13 protein-coding genes are annotated in these 16,371 nt (G+C 66.8%); 3 read left to right on the top strand and 10 right to left on the bottom strand.

The features are described from left to right. Positions 1–67 precede the first annotated feature (67 nt). The gene (locus FGU64_RS10515) at positions 68–1,237 is read left to right on the top strand and encodes an aminotransferase class I/II-fold pyridoxal phosphate-dependent enzyme (protein ID WP_139953253.1); all 1,170 of its coding nucleotides are present in this window, start codon (positions 68–70) and stop codon (positions 1,235–1,237) included. Between the two features lie 74 nt (positions 1,238–1,311). Here FGU64_RS10515 and FGU64_RS10520 read toward each other — a convergent pair whose 3' ends face one another. The 7 genes from FGU64_RS10520 to FGU64_RS10550 form a co-directional block, all read right to left on the bottom strand. Then, a complete protein-coding gene (locus FGU64_RS10520) occupies positions 1,312–2,814 on the bottom strand; it encodes a M81 family metallopeptidase (protein ID WP_139953254.1) in 1,503 nt (500 codons plus the stop codon). Between the two features lie 21 nt (positions 2,815–2,835). After that, positions 2,836–3,786 (bottom strand): ATP-binding cassette domain-containing protein, encoded by a 951-nt coding sequence (locus FGU64_RS10525; protein ID WP_139953255.1) that lies wholly within the window; start codon positions 3,784–3,786, stop codon positions 2,836–2,838. Further along, entirely contained in the window at positions 3,783–4,709 is a 927-nt protein-coding gene (locus FGU64_RS10530; protein ID WP_139953256.1) for an ABC transporter ATP-binding protein, read from the bottom strand. Before FGU64_RS10530 ends, FGU64_RS10525 begins: the two co-directional genes overlap by 4 nt. Beyond that, positions 4,706–5,527 carry an ABC transporter permease gene (locus tag FGU64_RS10535; protein ID WP_139953257.1) on the bottom strand — a complete coding sequence of 274 codons (822 nt, stop codon included), beginning with the start codon at positions 5,525–5,527 and terminating at the stop codon, positions 4,706–4,708. The genes FGU64_RS10530 and FGU64_RS10535 overlap by 4 nt, the downstream gene beginning before the upstream one ends. Positions 5,528–5,530: 3 nt before the next feature. Continuing rightward, on the bottom strand, positions 5,531–6,466 hold the full coding sequence (locus FGU64_RS10540) for an ABC transporter permease (protein WP_136359680.1): 936 nt from the start codon (positions 6,464–6,466) through the stop codon (positions 5,531–5,533). A gap of 78 nt (positions 6,467–6,544) precedes the next feature. Next, complete coding sequence (locus tag FGU64_RS10545) at positions 6,545–8,137, bottom strand: ABC transporter substrate-binding protein (protein ID WP_136359679.1); 1,593 nt, start codon at positions 8,135–8,137, stop codon at positions 6,545–6,547. 63 nt (positions 8,138–8,200) lie between these two features. Next, entirely contained in the window at positions 8,201–9,826 is a 1,626-nt protein-coding gene (locus FGU64_RS10550; protein WP_139953258.1) for an amidohydrolase, read from the bottom strand. 307 nt (positions 9,827–10,133) lie between these two features. On the opposite strand from FGU64_RS10550, the gene FGU64_RS10555 reads away from it, so the two are divergent. Then, the gene (locus FGU64_RS10555; protein WP_139953259.1) at positions 10,134–11,090 is read left to right on the top strand and encodes a LysR family transcriptional regulator; all 957 of its coding nucleotides are present in this window, start codon (positions 10,134–10,136) and stop codon (positions 11,088–11,090) included. A gap of 50 nt (positions 11,091–11,140) precedes the next feature. Here the strand turns inward: FGU64_RS10555 and FGU64_RS10560 are convergent, their stop codons facing one another. Further along, complete coding sequence (locus FGU64_RS10560; RefSeq protein WP_139953260.1) at positions 11,141–12,538, bottom strand: MFS transporter; 1,398 nt, start codon at positions 12,536–12,538, stop codon at positions 11,141–11,143. Positions 12,539–12,629: 91 nt separating this feature from the next. Between FGU64_RS10560 and FGU64_RS10565 the strand changes: the two genes are divergently transcribed. Next, positions 12,630–13,526, top strand: a complete 897-nt coding sequence (locus FGU64_RS10565) for a LysR family transcriptional regulator (RefSeq protein WP_139953261.1) — start codon at positions 12,630–12,632, stop codon at positions 13,524–13,526. 132 nt (positions 13,527–13,658) lie between these two features. On the opposite strand, the gene FGU64_RS10570 is transcribed toward FGU64_RS10565, so the two are convergent. Together FGU64_RS10570 and FGU64_RS10575 are read right to left on the bottom strand one after the other, a co-directional pair. After that, positions 13,659–15,104: a serine hydrolase domain-containing protein gene (locus FGU64_RS10570; RefSeq protein ID WP_180375679.1), complete on the bottom strand. Its 1,446-nt coding sequence runs from the start codon at positions 15,102–15,104 to the stop codon at positions 13,659–13,661. A gap of 272 nt (positions 15,105–15,376) precedes the next feature. Then, the gene (locus FGU64_RS10575) at positions 15,377–16,363 is read right to left on the bottom strand and encodes a dipeptide ABC transporter ATP-binding protein (RefSeq protein WP_139955343.1); all 987 of its coding nucleotides are present in this window, start codon (positions 16,361–16,363) and stop codon (positions 15,377–15,379) included. Between the last annotated feature and the right edge of the window lie 8 nt (positions 16,364–16,371).

Raw genomic sequence — 16,371 nt, forward strand, 5'->3', positions numbered from 1 at the left:
GATCGCGGCGGGCACGTCCCGCCGCGATCCACGACCAAGACCGTAGCCTTCCAGACCGGACGTTCCCATGACCTATCTCGCGCAACGCATCACCAAGGGCAGCAAGAAGTCCTACGGCATGTACGCAAAGGCGGCTGCGCTGGCGGCCTCGGGCCGCGACCTCATCCATATGGAACTGGGCAGCCCGCACGCCGACACGCCCCTGCCGGTAAAGCAGGCGGCCGCCAACGCGCTGATGGCCGGCAACGTCCATTATTCGCATTTCCAGGGCCTGCCGAAGCTGCGCGCCGCCCTCGCGGAAAAACTGCGCGCGAAAAACGGCCTTGCTGTCGATGCTTCGGGCATCGTCGTCACCAACGGCCTCACCCACGCCTCCTTCGCCGCCATCATGGCGCTGGTCGATCCCGGCGACGAGGTCATCCTGCTCGAACCCTACTATCCGCAGCATCTCGGCAAGATCGAGCTGGCCGGCGGCAAGCCGGTCTTCGCCGAGCTCGACGCGGCCAACCGCTTCGCCATCGACGCCGAACGCATCGAGGCGAAGATCACCCCCGCCACCAAGATGATCTGCCTGGTCAACCCGTGCAATCCGACCGGCCGCGTCTACAGCCGCGCCGAGCTGGAGGCGCTGGCCGCCATCGCCATCCGCCACGATCTCGTCGTCATCTCCGACGAAGTCTACGAGGAAATCCTCTTCGACGGCGCGAAGCACATCTCCATCGCCTCGCTGCCCGGCATGGCCGAGCGCACCGTCTCCATGTTCGCCTTCACCAAGAGCTTCGCCATGGACGGCTGGCGCATCGGCTATCTCGCCGCGCCCGCCGCTATGATCGAGGGGATTCTCAAGATCACCACCAGCGACGTCACCCACGTCAACACCTTCATCCAGGAAGGCGCCTATGCGGCGGTGACCGGTCCGGCCGAAATCCTCGCCGAGCTGGTGCAGGAAGACCGCGCCAAGCGCGACATCGTCGTCTCGCGGCTCAACCAGATGCCGGGCGTCATCTGCGACTGGCCCGAGGGCACCATCTACGCCTTCCCCGACATTTCGCAGATCGGGCTCCCCGCCCAGCAACTGGCCGAACTGATCCTCGAAAAAGCCGATGTCGTGGTCGAGGCCGGCTCCTTCTACGGCCCCGCCGGCGAAGGCCATCTGAGGGTCTGCTTCGGCTCGCAGTCGACCGAGCGTGTCACCGAGGCGATGGACCGCCTGCAACGGTTCTTCGGCTCGCTCTGACCGGGCAAGGAAACTTCAGTCGTCGGCTCGGACCGGCTCCACAGACGATCGCACTGCGGCTCCCAAGGCAAAAATCAATCCCGCTCGAAATCCTTGTCGAGCGGCCAAAGCGGGCGCGGCGCGCGGACATAGGGACGCCGTTCCGCTCGCGGCGTCGCCAGCGCACCGGCGTCGCAGACGATGACCTTGCCGGCGATCGGCTCGAAGGCGGCGCGGAAATGCTGCATCGACTTCAGCGTGAGCACCCGGCGGGCTGTGGGCTCGATGCCGAAGGCGCGCAGTTGCTGCAGATCCACCATCTGTTGCGCTTCCGAAACGACCAGCACCTCGATGCCGTCGACGTCGATCACGGCGGTCGGCCCGAAACTGTGGGCGAGCCCGCCCTGGATCGGCCCGTCGCCGACATAGGCGCCGTCCGAGAGTTTTCGTATCGCGCCCGTCACCGCCAGCGGCCCGCCGCCGAAGTCCGGCGCGCCCTTGCCGCCGATCGTCACCGTGACGGTTTCACCTTCCTTGCGGCGATGCAGTTCCGCAGCCGCCTCGGCATCGACCATCGGCGAAAGCACAGCGCCCTTCACGCCGGCGTCAAGCAGGCCCTTCAGCAGCGCCGTCGAATCGCCGTAGGAGCCGGCTCCGGGATTGTCGGCATAGTCAGCAATGACCAGCGGCTTGTCGCCCGTCCAGGCGAGCGCCTCGGCGGCGGCCTCCTCGACTTCGATGAAGACGTTGCGCTTTCTCGTGCGCCCCTGCCAGATCGCGTCGGCAAGGTCCTTGGTGATACGCCGGGCGGCGGCTTCAGCCTGAGGATCGCGGCTGTCATAGGTGGCGAGCACCGTCGGCCCGACGCAGGAGACGTCCGCCCCGGTAAAGCCGGCGTTGACGGAAACCGCGAGCAATCCTGCCGCCTCCGCCTCGCGGGCACGGTCGTAGAGCGCCAGCGTCTCGGGGATGTCGGTGCGGCCGGCATTCGCCTCGTCCAGCATCGGCACATGCGCTCTCACGGTGCGCGGCGCGATCTCGCCCTTCATCGCGCGATCGAGGATGCGGGCGGCATGAGCGCCGATCTCGCGCATGTCGACATGCGGATAGGTCTTGTAGGACACGAAGACCTGCGCGTGCCGGACCATGGTCTCCGAAACCATCGCATGCAGGTCGAGCGTCACAGCGATGGGGATTTCTTCGCCCAGTTCGGCCCGCAGGAGGCCGAGCAGGTAGCCTTCCCCGTCGTCGCAGAAATCGGGCACCATCGAGCCGTGCAGGCCGAGCAGAACGCCGTCGAGCCGGTCCCTGTTCGTCCGCGCCGCATCCAGGATCACGCGGGCGATATGGTCGTAGGCAGCTTTTGTTACCCGCCCGCCCGGCACGGCGTGCGCCGAAACCGCGTGGACGACGGTCCAGCCGGCGGGTTCGGCCACGTCCATGAAGCCAGCCAGTTCGGTGTTGGCGTCGCGCCGGACGCGGATCGCCTCGTCGCCGTAGAACAGCTGGTCAATCGCGAACTGCGGCAGGTCGGTGCGGTAGCGCGAGAAGGTGTTGGACTCGTGCATGAACTCGGCGGTGAGGACGGTGAAGGGCATCGGCGGTCTCTGTGGTGAAGGCTATTGCGCGAGGCGCACGCTGTGGCTCTCGCCGATCGACACGAGCGCGCTCGGCTCCGGTTCCTCGTCGGGATCCGGACGGCGCGAAATGTCGGGCGAGAAGCGCGCCGCGTCGGGGACGGGGGCGGCGTCCGGTACGCCGCGGGCGCCGGCGAGGATCGCATCGGGATCGGGAACCGAGCCGATGAGGCGGCGCGTATAGGGATGCGTCGGACGGCTGAAGATCGAATGCCAGTCACCCTCCTCGACGACGCGGCCGAAATACATCACCGCCACGCGGTCGCTGACATGCTCGACGACGCTGAGATCGTGCGAGATCATGATGTAGCTGAGGCCGAGTGTCTCTTGCAAATCCATCAACAGGTTGATGATCTGCGCCTGGATCGAGACGTCCAGCGCCGATACCGGCTCGTCCAATACGAGGATCTTGGGGTCGAGCATCAGGGCCCGCGCGATGCCGATGCGCTGGCGCTGCCCGCCGGAGAACTCGTGCGGATAGCGGTCGGCGTGGTCCGGCATCAGGCCGACGCGCTTCAGCATGGCGGCTACGCGATCGTCGGCCTCCCGCCCCCTGGCGATGCCGTGCAGCGCGAGTTGCGACGAAAGCATGCGGCCGATGGTCTGGCGCGGATTGAGCGAGGCATAAGGGTCCTGGAACACCATCTGGGCGATGCGCGCGCGCTCCTTGCGGGAGGGCGCGCCGGCCCCCGTCAGCGGCTTGCCCTGAAACAGGATTTCGCCCGAGGTCGGTTCCTGCAAGCCCATGACGGTGAGCGCCGTCGTGGACTTGCCGCAACCGGATTCGCCGACGATGGACAGGCACTCCCCCTCGTTCAAAGTGAGGTTCACGCCCTGCACGGCGCGCAGCGTCCGCTTTCGACCGAGCGGCGATTGCCGCGGCAGCGGGAAATGGACGGTGAGGTCGCGGATTTCCAGCAGCGGCCGGCTCATGCGGTCGCCTCCAGCCGCAAGCCGCGCGGCGTGGTCAGCGTCGGCGCATCGCGGCCGCGTTCCTCGTCGGCGACGACCTCGTCGAGTTCGGTCAGGCGGCCACGCCCGGCAACCGGTCGCGAACCCAGGCGCGGACGCGCAGCCAGAAGGCCCCGCGTATAGGGATGCAGCGGGTTCTCGAACAGCGCCTTCGTGTCCTGCTCCTCGACCAGCCGGCCGCGATCCATGACGCCGACACGCCGGCACATATTGGCGATGACACCGAGGTCGTGGCTGACCAGAAGCACCGCCGTTCCCTCGGCCTTGCAAAGCTCGGCGATCAGCTCCAGCACGCCCGCCTGCACGGTGACGTCGAGCGCCGTGGTCGGCTCGTCCGCGATCAAAAGGTCGGGCCGGCAGGCCAGCGCGATGGCGATCATGACGCGCTGGCGCATGCCGCCGGAAAGCTGGTGCGGATAGGAACGCGCACGCTCCTCGGGCGACGGCACGCGAACGCTTTCCAGCGCTTCGACGGCCTTCCTGCGCGCCTCGGGCCAGCCCATGCCGCGATGCACGACGAACATCTCGGCGATCTGCCGGCCGATCGTTGCCAAGGGATTCAGCGCCGTCATCGGCTCCTGGAAGATCATCGCCATGCGGTCGCCGCGCAGCTTGCGCCGGGCGCGGCGGCCGAGCTTCAGCACATCCTCGCCCTGAAAGAGAATCGAACCGCCGGTCACGCCCAGCGGCCGCTTGAGCAGCCCCATCACCGACAGGCCGGTGATGCTTTTGCCCGAACCGGATTCGCCGACGAGGCCGTAGGTTTCGCCGGGCAGAATGTCGAAGGAGACGCCGTGCAGGAGTTCGGCGCTGCGGCCGACGCCGATGGTGAGGTCGCGGACCGACAGGACGGGGCTGGGCGGGACGGGAGACGCGCCGTTCATGTCCTGCGCGTCCTCATATGCGGGTCGAGCATGTCGCGCAGCCCGTCGCCCAGAAGGTTGAAGCCCAGCACCGTGGCGAAGATGGCGAGGCCGGGGAAGACAGACGCCCAGGGCGCGGTGCGGATCAGTTCGCGCGCGTCGGTCAGCATGTTGCCCCAGCTCGGCTGTGGCGGACGGATGCCGACGCCGAGGAAGGACAACGCCGCCTCCGCCAGCACAGCACCGCCGATGCCGAGGGTGGCGATGACCAGCACAGGACCGAGGATATTCGGCAAGATCTGCGTGCGCATGATGTTGGTGTCGCCGAAGCCCGCCGTCTTGGCGGCCTGCACGAAGCCCTGGCTCTTGAGCGAAAGGGTGGAACTGCGTGCGATGCGGCAGGTCCACGACCAGTTGGTCAGGCCGAGCGCGATAAGCAGGCTGGGCAGGCCCGGCCCCAGCACCGCCATGATGGCGAGCGCGAACACCAGCGACGGGATCGCCAGCATGACGTTGGTCAGCCCGTTCACCAGATCGTCCCACCAGCCGCCGAAATAGCCGGCCGAAACGCCGAGCGCCGTGCCGATGCAGGAATTTATCAGCTGCGAGACGAGGCCGACGGTGAGCGACACCCGCGCGCCGTAGAGGACCCGCGAGAAGACGTCGCGGCCCTGCCCGTCCGTGCCCAGCCAGTGCTCCCAGCTAGGCGGCATCTCCGAGTTCATCAGGTCGGCGTCCATGACCGGATCGTAGGGCGCCAGCCAGCCGGCGCTGATCGCGGCGACGATGACGAGTAGCGCCAGCAGCAGGCCAAGGGTGAAATTGAAGCGCAGCCGCATCACTCAGGTCACCTTGATGCGCGGATCGATGGCCGCATAGGCGACGTCGACCAGCATGTTGATGACGAGGAACCACAGCACGATCACGATGACGGTTCCCTGCACCACCGGAATGTCGCGCGTCGCCACGCTGTCGACCAGCAGCGAGCCGATGCCCGGCCACGAAAACAGCTTCTCGATGACGATCGCCTGCCCCATCAGCGAACCGATCTGGAGGCCGAGCGTGGTCAGCACCAGCACCAGCACGTTGCGGGTGACATGGGCGCGCACCAGACGCGGCTCCGACAGCCCCTTGGCACGCGCGGTGCGGACGAAATCGGCGTTCATCACGTCCAGCACGCCGGCGCGGGTGGTCCGCGCCAGCAACGCCATCGGCGACACGCCGAGCGCGATGGCGGGCAGGATGATGTGGCGGATGCTGCCGGGCTGATAGCCGAAGCTGGGCAGCAGGCCGAGCTGCAACGCGAAGACGTACATCAGAAGCAGGCCGAGCCAGAATTCGGGAACCGACAGGCCCGAAACCGCCAGCATCATGGTGCCGGTGTCGAACACGCTACCGGGCTTGAGCGCGGCAAGGAAGCCGAGGGGGATGCCAACCGCCGCGGCGAAGGCCATCGCCGTCAGCGCCAGCTTGATCGACGGCCATAGCCGCGGCTCGATGACGTTCCACACCGGTTCGCGCGTGCGGTAGGAGATTCCAAGGTCGAAATGCGCCAGGCCCCACAGATAGTCCCACAGGCGCACCGGCAGCGGCTTGTCCAGCCCGAACTGCTCGTTCAGATGCGCCAGCACCTCCGCGTTCATGACATTGCGTCCTTCCGCCATCAGGCTCGATATGAAGGAGCCGGGAACGACGCTGAAGATCACGAAGATGATGAGGACGACCGCCAGAAGGGTCGGGATCATCTGGAGCGAACGGCGAATGATGAAGCGCAGCATGAACGGTTTTGCCTCGCAAGGGGTGGGCGCCGCGCGGCGGGCGGGAGTGCGCCCGTCCGCCGCCGGCATGTCACCGCGCTACTTGCGCGAGGCGGGCGCGCTGTCGTCGATCCAGATATCCTCGTAGTCCTGGATCGCCAGTTCCATGGCGTTCGGCTTCAGCCCGTGTACCCAGGGCTGGTAGGCCATCACCGCCTTGTTGTAGTTGAAGAACCAGACCGGCGCCTCTTCTTCCAGCAGATTGTTGGCCTGCCGCAGGATGTCGTTCTGCTTGGCCGGATCCGTCTCGTTGCCCGCCTGGTCGATCAGCTTGTCGAAGTCGGCGTTGTTGAACTTGACGTAGTTGCAGGCGTTCTGCGGCGTCTTGGAATAGAAGCAGGTCAGGTATTTCAGCGGGTCGGGACCCGACGAGTTGGACCAGATGAAGCTCTCGAAATTGTCGGACAGGATCTTGTCGGACAGGACCGAGTTCTCCACCGGGTCGGTCGTCACCGTGACGCCGACCTTGGCGAGCATCGGGATGATCGCCTCGACGATCGGCAGGCCCCAGCTTTCGTTCGAGGTCGCGGTGACCGAGAACTTCAGGCCGGTCTCGAAGCCGGCTTCCTTGAGCAGTTCCTTGGCCTTCTCGGGGTCGTAGGCGTAGGGCTTGGCATTCTTGTCGAAGGCCGGCGAGGAGATCGGCAGCCAGGAGACCGCCGGATAGGCCTTGTTCTTCAGAAGCTTCTCGACGATCAGGTCCTTGTTGATGGCGTAGTTGATCGCCTGGCGGACGCGCTTGTCCTTGAACGCCTCGATCTTCGGGTTGAAGCCGATGTTGCGCGTATAGACCTCGGCCACTTCGAGGATGTGATCCTTCAGCGCCGCGTCCTGGGTATAGGCTTCATACTGCACCGGGCCCAGCACGTTGGCGTCGATCTCGCCGTTGCGGAAGGCGACGTCGCGGGCCGGTGCCTCGCCCATCAGCATGATGTCGAGCTTGTCGAGATGCGGCTTGCCCTTCTCGAAAAAGTTGTCGAACTTCACCAGCTCGACCTTCGAGCCGGGAACGTAGTTGGCCAGCTTGAACGGCCCGAGGCCGTTCGGCTTGGAGGCGAGCTGGTCTTCCGGATAATCCTTGGAGTAGATCGGCGCATAGTTTGACATCAGGTTCCAGCCGGGATTGGCCAGGTTGATGACGGTGATCTCAACGGTTCGATCGTCGATCTTCTTCAGGCCTGAAATGTGGTCGGCCTTGCCTGCCTGGTATTCGGCGACGCCGGCGATCTGCAGCATCTGCTCGGCGCCCGGCAGCGCCTTCTTGGGGTCGGCCAGCCGGTTGTAGGACCAGATCACGTCATCGGCATCGAGCTTGTCGCCGTTGTGGAAGGTCGCATCCTTGAGCTTGTAGGTATAGGTCTTGCCGTCGTCCGACACGGTGACGGATTCCGCCAGGTCGAGCTCCGGCTTGCCGCTTTCAGGGTTCCATTTGTAGAGCGAGCGATTGATCGCCTTGCCGACGATCTCGTCCTGCGTATGCGGCGTCGCGGTAATATCGAGCGAGGTGATGGCGTTGCCGTAGGGCGCCACGAAGACGAATTTCCCTCCGTCCTTCGGGGTGGCGTCCTGCGCCCATGCGGCGGTTGCCGTTCCGAGCGCCAGCGCCGCTATCAGGCCAAGTCTGGTCAACATCTGAAGTCCTCCCTTGTGGTTGTCGCTTGTTTCTGTCGGAGCCGGGCGCACCCGGCCTCCCCCTCATCCTCTGTCATGGACAATGCGCCCATCCAGAATTGTCATATCGCAGCGCGTACCGTGCAGAATGGCCTCGGGCGCTGCGGTCAGCAAGTCGCCGGAGAACACGGCGATGTCGGCCAGCATGCCCGGCTCCAGCCGGCCCTTCACCGCCTCCGCGCCCTGTGAATAGGCGCCGTGCTCGGTATAGGCGCGCAGAGCCTGTTCGGGCGTCAGGATCTCGGAAGCCTCCATCACCGTGCCCTTGTGCGTCTTGCGCGTCATCATGGCGTAGAGGTCGGGGAAGGGATTGGGCGAGCAGACCGGCGAATCGCTGCCGGTCGACGGCTTCATCCCCAACCGGTCCCAGGTGGCGATGGGGTAGGAATGCAAGCCGCGCTCCGGCCCGAGAACGGTGACATAGGCGTCGCCGAAATCGTAGATGAAGGCCTGCTGCGGCGCCGGCAGGATGCCTGCCTTCAGCATGCGCTGGTTAAGCGCGTCGTCGACATAGCCGCAATGCTCGATGCGGTGGCGGTGCTTGTGGCCGGGATCGGCGGCGCGCACGCGCTCATAGGCGCGTATGAGCTGGTCGATCGCGGCATCGCCGATGCCGTGGCAGACCATGGTGTAGCCCATCGCCGTATAGCGGTCGACCAGTTCGAAGAGCTGCGCGTCGGGCAGCATCTGGACGCCGAAATTGTCGGGCTGGCCGACATAGGGCCGGCGCATCCAGGCCGTGCGGCCGCCGGCAGAGCCGTCGGTGAAGACCTTGACGCCGCCGATGCGAAACATGTCGCTGCCCGTACCAGTGACGAGGCCCTCTGCATGGCAGGGCTCGACGATGGAGGAACCCGGATCGCCCAGCAGCGTCGCCCAGACACGGACCGGCAGCCGGCCGCTCTGTTCGGCCTGCCGGTAGGCCTCGATCTCGGTCATGCCGTCGATCTGGCCGACAGCGGCGTCCATGCAGGAGGTGATGCCGAACTGCAAGAGGTGTCGGCCGCCCGCCTCGATGGCGTCGACGATCTGGGCCAGCGAGGGCGTCGGCTGGATATCGTAGACGAGGTTCTGGGCGTTCTCGGCCAGCATGCCGGTGAGCGCGCCGTTCTCGCGCCCGATCAAGCCACCGTCCGGATCTGGCGTATCGATATCAATGCCAGCAAGCGCCAGCGCGCGCGAATTGACGACGGTAACGTGGCCGCAGGCACGCGTCACCGAAACCGGATGGTCCGGCAGAGCCGCGTCCAGTTCCTGCGCGGTGGGCATCAGCCCGTCGGGATAGCGGGTCTGGTCGAAGCCGCGCGCCATCACCCAGGCACCTTTCGGCGTCCCGGCGGCGCGCGCCTGCAAGGCGGCGATCAGCGCGGCGCGGGTCGGTGCGGCATCGGCCGTGGCGTCGACCTTGCCGCGCAGCAGTCCCGTCGAGATCAGATGCAGATGCGCATCGTTGAGGCCCGGCATGACGAAGCGCCCGGCGAGGTCCACGACCTTCGTGTCCAGTCCGGTCAGCGCTTCGATATCGGCGTTCGAGCCGCTGGCCAACACCTTGTTGCCGACGACGGCGACCGCCTCGGCAATCGGATTGCCATACCCGGTCCAGACCTTGCCGCCATGCAGGACGAGATCGGCCTTGCTTACGGAATTCATATTGCTTTCATTCTCCCTTGGCGTCGCCGAGGCGCGCGGCGATAACGGTAAATCCGCTCCGCCGCCTCGCCGGGCCGCGCCATTTCGCTGCGATGGCATGAAACGCCGCCGGACCGACGGCGAAATCCCGATTGTCCCCTTCCTGGACGCCGGCTCGAACCGCCGGCTTGTTCGTTGCACCTAGGTTGTGGCGTTTGCGACCACATGGCCAATTCGGTTTTCGCAACCAATCATGTAAAATTTGCATAAGTCCGCCATTATGCCGGAATGACGACCGGACCGGCGGCCAGTCGCATGGAAGCATCGCATGGAAATCAAATGGCTGGAGGATTTCGTGACGCTGGCGGAAACGTCGAGTTTCTCGCGCGCGGCCGAAATCCGCAACGTCACCCAGCCCGCCTTCAGCCGGCGCATCAAGCAACTCGAGACGTGGGTGGGAGCGCCGCTCATCAGCCGCGCCACCATGCCGGCGGAGCTGACGCCGGCCGGACGGAATTTTCTCCTGACGGCACAGGACGCCATCAGGATGTTTTATGCAGTGCGCGAATCGCTGCGCCCACCGACAGAGCAGGGGCTTGTCCGCTTCGCCGCCCTCCACACCTTGACCATCACCTTCTTCCCGACCTGGCTACAGGAACTGCAATGCGACACCCCCAGGTTCGGGACCTCCTTCATCGCCGACAGAGGCGGCATCGAGGCCAACCTCGCCGCACTGACGGACGGTGAGGCCGACTTCTTCCTGACCTACGCGCACAAGGAAGTGCCCTTTCATCTCGAGCGCGACAAATTCGCCTTTCTGACGATCGGATCGGATCGGCTCATCCCCGTCGCGGCGCCGCGATTGCGCCTCGATGCGTCGACCAGACCGGCAGCCGGCATTCTGGACGAAGCCGGGACAGCGACGCGTGCCCTGCCCTATCTGGATTACGGCTTCAGTTCCTTCTTCGGCGTCGCCCTCGGGCGGCTGTTTTCGAAGCGCGTTCCGTTCCGGCGCCAGACGGTGCACGAAAACAGCATCAGCGCCGGTCTCAAGGAACTGGCGCTGACGGGTGCCGGCATCTGCTGGCTGCCGGAGAGTCTCGTCGCGAAGGAAATTGCCAGCGGTGCCCTCGTCGCTTGTTCAAGCGATCCCGCCTGGACCCTCGATCTCGAGATCCGGCTGTATCGCAGCCTGGAAAAGACAAGCGACACGATGGTGGAAGCGATCTGGAAATCCTCCGGGGCGTTACGGTCGAGGCCTGTCGATCCGGTCGAAAAGGCGTGAAACCAGCCGACCGGTCGTTAGGGTGCACGCGCCGTGCAACGCGCGGATGGCTAGGACGCGTTCCCCACTGCCGGGGTCCAGCTTGCCGCCTCGTGGCGCACGCGCCCGAGGCTGACGGCGGCGGCGAGGGCTGCGGCAGCCGCGGCCAGGACAAGCGCCACCTCCGGCGCCGAAGCCAGCGGGACGACGCCGAAGACGACTGCCATGGCGATGGCGCCGAGGGTCTGGCCGGTCAGCCGCGCGGTGCCCTGCATGGCGCCGGCGCCGCCGCTGCGCGCCTTGGGCGCCGACAGAAGCAGGATGCGGTTGTTCGGTGTCTGGAACAGGCCGAAGCCGAGGCCGGCGATCACCGTGCCGACGATGAAGATCGTTCTGTCTGCCTCGACTGGCGACAGGCCGACGCTTGCAAGTCCGACCGCCAGCAGGGCACCGCCCGCGGCGCAGAGCCAGGCCGTCTTCACCCGGTTGGCCAACCGCCCCGAAATCGGCGCGATCACCGCCACCGCCGCCGGCCAGGGCATCATATAGAGGCCTGCCTCGGTCGCCGTCATGCCGAGCCTGTGCTGTAGATAGAAGGGCAAGGCGATCAGCCCGAGCATCTGAGCAGTGAAGCAGCAGACCGAGGCGATGACGGCGACCCGGAACGCCGGCGTGGCCAAAAGGTCGATCGGCACGAGCGGCGCAGCACTCAGGCGCTCGATCCGCAGCAGCGTAAACAGGCAGACGGCCGCCCCGGCGATCATCAGGCCGCCCAAGACCGGGTTCTGCGCGATACGGTCGGCGCCGAGGAAGAACAGGACGAACATCAACGTGTTGGCGGCCAAAGCCCTGCCGTCGAGCCGGCGCGGCACGCCCTCAGTACGGGCAAGAGCTGCGCCCGACGCCAGCACGACGATGCCGAGCGGGACGTTGACGGCGAAGAGCCAGGGCCAGGGCGCCACAGCGAGGATCGCACCGGCAATGCCCGGTCCGGCGGCTGAAGAGATGGCGATCGTCATCGCGTTGATGCCGATGATCGTGCCGAGCAGGCGCTGCGGCACCGAGAAGCGCAGGTTCATGATGCCCAGCGCCATGATCGCGCCGCCCCCCAAGCCCTGCACGAACCGCGCGGCCACCAGCATGGAGAGCGTGCCGGAGAAGGCACAGGCCGCCGAGGCCAGCGTGAAGAGTGCGACGCCGGCGAGGAAGACCCGCCTGGCACCCATCATCTCGCCGATGACGCCGCAGGGCAGCAACGCCACCAGGACCGCAAGCTGGTAGCTCGAAACCACCCAGACCGTATCGCCCGGACTGGCGTGCAGCGAGGCGGCGATGGAGGGCAGGGCGATGTTGGCGATGGCGATGTCGAGGACGACCAGCACCAGCGTCAGGAGGAGGACGGCCACGGCGAGATAGCGGCGCGGCGCCGGCAAGCCGTCGGCGTGGGGTTCAAGAGCAGGCTGGGACATGGGAGCTTTCCTTTGTGGCTCCGTCCTGATATGGCGCTGCCGGAAATTGCACCAGACGCAACGAACTCAATTGACCTTTGCATGAAACGCCATGCGTGACGTCGACCTGAATCTTCTCACCGCCCTCGACGTCCTGCTGCAGGAGCGCAGCGTGACACGGGCCGCGGGAAAGCTCGGGCTCAGCACCTCGGCGATGAGCCGCACCCTGTCGCGGCTCAGGGAGGCGCTCGACGATCCGGTGTTGGTGCCGGCCGGCCGCGCGATGGTGCTCACGCCCCACGCCGAGGCCATCGCGGAGGAGGTCCACGCGTTGTCGGCGAGCGCGCAAGCGGTGTTGCGGCCGCCGCAACCCGTCGATCCCAGGCACATGGAGCGCGAGTTCACCATCCGCGCCAACGAGGCCTTTACCCAGCTCTATGCCGCGAAGCTGAGCGCAGCGGTGTCCGCCGTCGCCCCGGGCGTGCGGCTGCGCTTCGTGCCGAAGCCCGACAAGGACATCGGGCCACTGCGCGACGGGACGGTCGATCTCGAGATCGGGGTGATCTCCGAGGATGCCGGCGAGCTTCGCGCCCAGACCCTCTATCGCGACAGCTATGTCGGTGTCGCTCGGACGGGCCATCCCCTGCTCGACGGGCTCGTGACGCCGGAGCGCCTGTGCGCATGGGGCCATGTTGTTTTCGCGCGGCGGCGTGGCCGGTCGAGCCCGGCGGACGAAGCGCTGGCCGCCCTCGGGCTCGCGCGCAGGGTAACGGTGGTCGTTCCGGGCTTTCCCGCGGTGATCGCGGTGGTCTCGGCTTCAGATCTCCTGGGGCTCGTCCCGCGCTCGGCCTGCCTGACGCTGCCCGGTTACGACATCGCGCTGTTCGAACTGCCCGTCGCGATGCCCGAACTCGTCATATCGCAGATATGGCATCCGCGCATGGACGCCGACGCCGGCCACCGCTGGCTGCGCGCGATGGTGTTCGAGGCCTTCCGCAAGGGGCCTTGACCGCGCAACGCCGATCCTCAATTCGAAGAATGTGACCACGTAAGAAAGTTGCCGGCAGTATAGCGGCATGGAACCTTCACCTGTCGGGCCGGAACGTCAGACCCCACCGGCCACAATAAGCCGCGCCCGCGTCTATTCGACCCGCCAGGTCACCGTCTCGACCCGGATCGGTTCGGCCGGCCCGCACCGCACAGCCGCGACGACCTCTCCCGCGCTACAGGGCACGCGCAGCTCGAAGCGGCCGTAGCCGCCGGCGACGGCACCGCTGTCCGTGGCGACGACGCGCGCCCCGGCCGCCTCCAGCGCTCCCGCCTTTCCCCGCAGCGAATCGAGCTCCCGCGCGCGCTCCGCATAGGGGACGTCGAGAGCGACGTTCTCCTGGAAGATCGCGTCCGCTGTCTGTTCGTCCCAGCCTTGCGACAGCAGCCGCAGCAGCCCATCGGCCAGCCGCTTGACGGCGGCGGGCGCCGCAGGCGCCGGCGCGGTCACGGTTGCCGCGGCGTCGAGGATCAGGCCAAGCGCCTCGGACGCGGGATCCCAGGCGCCGGAATAGGTGGCGTTCTCCATCGCCACCACGCCGAGCCCGGTGGTTGGGTTCCATCGCATGTGCGAACTGAAACCGGGATAGCCGCCCGAATGGCTGACGACGAGGCCGAAGCGCGCATGATGCTCGACGAGCAGGCCATAACCGTAGCCCTCGAGGCGCAGGTCGTCCGCCTGCTCCGGTACAATGGCGCACTGGATGCGCTGCATCTCGCGCCGGCTGGCGGCGCTGAGAGGTCCGGCCTCTCCCGAAGCCGGAGAAAAGGCCGAGCACAGCCAGCCAGCCCAGCGCGCCAGATCAGACGCGGTGGTGACGATGCCGCCAATGGAAGAGAAGGCGCCGGGGCCGCTGAACGGCAGCGCCACCCAGCTTTCGCCGGCCTTGCGGTATCCGGTCGCCAGAGAACCTTCCGGCACGGCGGCAAAGTCGAAGCCGGTCTCGTCGAGGCCGAGCGGCTTCAACAGGGTCTCGGTCACGTAGACGGGATAAGGCCTGCCGCCGACCGCCTCGATCACCTGCCCGAGCAGGGCATAGCCCAGGTTGGAATATTCGTAGCGGGTTCCCGGCGCGGTGGCGAAGCGGACGCCGGCGCGCAACACGGCGCGAAAGGCTTCGTTGGAAAGCGATTCCTGCCGATCGGCCCAGGGGTCGTCGGTCGGAAAGCCGCCGGCCATCGACAGGAGCAGCCGCAATGTCGGCGCCTCCGGCTGGCCGGCCGGCAGCGTCGGCTTAAGTTCGGGCACGTAGTCCGTCACCGGTGCGTCGAGCGACAGCAGTCCGCCGTCGCGCAGGCACAGGATCGCGGCGGCGGTGAAACTCTTGGTGCAGGAAGCCACGCGAAAGCGGCCATGCGATGCCGGCGGCGTCCCTGCCGCCCCGGCGGTGCCGAAACTGCCGTCGAACGCCGGGCCCGAAGCGTCGAAAACCATGAACCGCGCACCCGGCGCCGCCTGACTGGCGACCCGCCGCGAAAAGACCTCCGTCACGGCAGCAACGAGCGTCCGGCGCTCCGGCAGGTCGTTCAGAAGAAGCATGGGGGATTTTCCTTTCAGGGCAGATCCGGGGCGACGGCCGCCAGCAGGGGACGGTGTGTCATGCTGCAGCGTCCCGAAGATGGCGTCAGTCGCCGCCATCTCGACCCTGCCGCGCGGCAGCGTCCCGAAGATGGCGTCAGTCGCCGCCATCTCGACCCTGCCGCGCGGCAGCGTCCCGAAGCACGCGACCGGACGCATCTATTTCCACGGACGGTATCGGCGCAACCGGGTTCTTCTTCGGCGGGCATCGTTATCCGTTGGCTGACGGCCCGTCATATCGTCGGGAAGTGGCAGGCGACTTTCCGGCCGGCTTTGTGCTCCACAAGGGCCGGGCGTTCGCGGGCGCAGCGTTCCTGTGCGACGGGGCAGCGCGGGTGGAACCGGCAGCCGGTGGGCGGGTTGAGCGGGCTCGGCACGTCGCCCGACAGAATGATGCGCCTGCGGCGCCCGCCGGGCGTCGTCTCCACCACCGGAACGGCCGAGATCAGCGCCTGGCTGTAGGGATGCGCCGGCGCGGAAAAAACCGCCTCGGACGGCCCCTCCTCGACGATCGAGCCGAGATACATCACCGCGATGCGGTTCGAGACCTGGCGCACCACCGACAGGTCGTGGGCGATGAAGACGTAGGTCAGCTTCAGTTTTTCCTGAAGATCGGCAAGCAGGTTGACGATCTGCGCCTGCACCGACACGTCGAGCGCCGAGACGGGCTCGTCCAGCACGACGAGATCGGGATTGAGCGCGATGGCGCGCGCAATGCCGACGCGCTGGCGCTGGCCGCCGGAAAACTCGTGCGGATAGCGCACCACATGATCCGGCAGCAGCCCGACCAGATCGAACAATTCGACGACGCGCTCGCGGATGGCCTTGGCGCCGAGCTTGCCATGCACCCTGAGCGGCTCGGCCACCAGGTCGCCGACGCGGCGGCGCGGGTTGAGCGATGCGGACGGGTCCTGGAAAACCATCTGCAGGCGGCGGCGGAACGGCCTCAGCCCGGCCAGCGATTTTCCGGTGATGTCCTCGCCTTCGAACAGGAGCTGGCCTTCGGTGATGTCGTAGAGCCTGACCAGGCAGCGCGCCAGGGTCGACTTGCCGCAGCCCGATTCCCCCACCAGCCCGAGCGTCTCTCCGCGTTGCACGGTGAGCGACACATCGTCGACGGCATGCACCACCCGGCGGCCCTCGGAGGAAAAGCGGGTGCCGATGGAAAAGCGCTTGCCGAGCGCGCGCGTCTCGAGGATGGGCTGGTCCGTACCTTGCATGCGCGCGC

Origin of the sequence: Mesorhizobium sp. 8, from assembly GCF_006351905.1 — a bacterium.
In the GTDB taxonomy this organism is placed as follows: Bacteria; Pseudomonadota; Alphaproteobacteria; order Rhizobiales; family Rhizobiaceae; genus Mesorhizobium; species Mesorhizobium composti.

Coding starts and splice junctions, on each gene's coding strand:
- FGU64_RS10515 (WP_139953253.1), top strand. CDS start 68: ATGACCTATCTCGCGCAACGCATCACCAAGGGCAGCAAGAAGTCCTAC.
- FGU64_RS10520 (WP_139953254.1), bottom strand. CDS start 2,814: ATGCCCTTCACCGTCCTCACCGCCGAGTTCATGCACGAGTCCAACACC.
- FGU64_RS10525 (WP_139953255.1), bottom strand. CDS start 3,786: ATGAGCCGGCCGCTGCTGGAAATCCGCGACCTCACCGTCCATTTCCCG.
- FGU64_RS10530 (WP_139953256.1), bottom strand. CDS start 4,709: ATGAACGGCGCGTCTCCCGTCCCGCCCAGCCCCGTCCTGTCGGTCCGC.
- FGU64_RS10535 (WP_139953257.1), bottom strand. CDS start 5,527: ATGCGGCTGCGCTTCAATTTCACCCTTGGCCTGCTGCTGGCGCTACTC.
- FGU64_RS10540 (WP_136359680.1), bottom strand. CDS start 6,466: ATGCTGCGCTTCATCATTCGCCGTTCGCTCCAGATGATCCCGACCCTT.
- FGU64_RS10545 (WP_136359679.1), bottom strand. CDS start 8,137: ATGTTGACCAGACTTGGCCTGATAGCGGCGCTGGCGCTCGGAACGGCA.
- FGU64_RS10550 (WP_139953258.1), bottom strand. CDS start 9,826: ATGAATTCCGTAAGCAAGGCCGATCTCGTCCTGCATGGCGGCAAGGTC.
- FGU64_RS10555 (WP_139953259.1), top strand. CDS start 10,134: ATGGAAATCAAATGGCTGGAGGATTTCGTGACGCTGGCGGAAACGTCG.
- FGU64_RS10560 (WP_139953260.1), bottom strand. CDS start 12,538: ATGTCCCAGCCTGCTCTTGAACCCCACGCCGACGGCTTGCCGGCGCCG.
- FGU64_RS10565 (WP_139953261.1), top strand. CDS start 12,630: ATGCGTGACGTCGACCTGAATCTTCTCACCGCCCTCGACGTCCTGCTG.
- FGU64_RS10570 (WP_180375679.1), bottom strand. CDS start 15,104: ATGCTTCTTCTGAACGACCTGCCGGAGCGCCGGACGCTCGTTGCTGCC.
- FGU64_RS10575 (WP_139955343.1), bottom strand. CDS start 16,363: ATGCAAGGTACGGACCAGCCCATCCTCGAGACGCGCGCGCTCGGCAAG.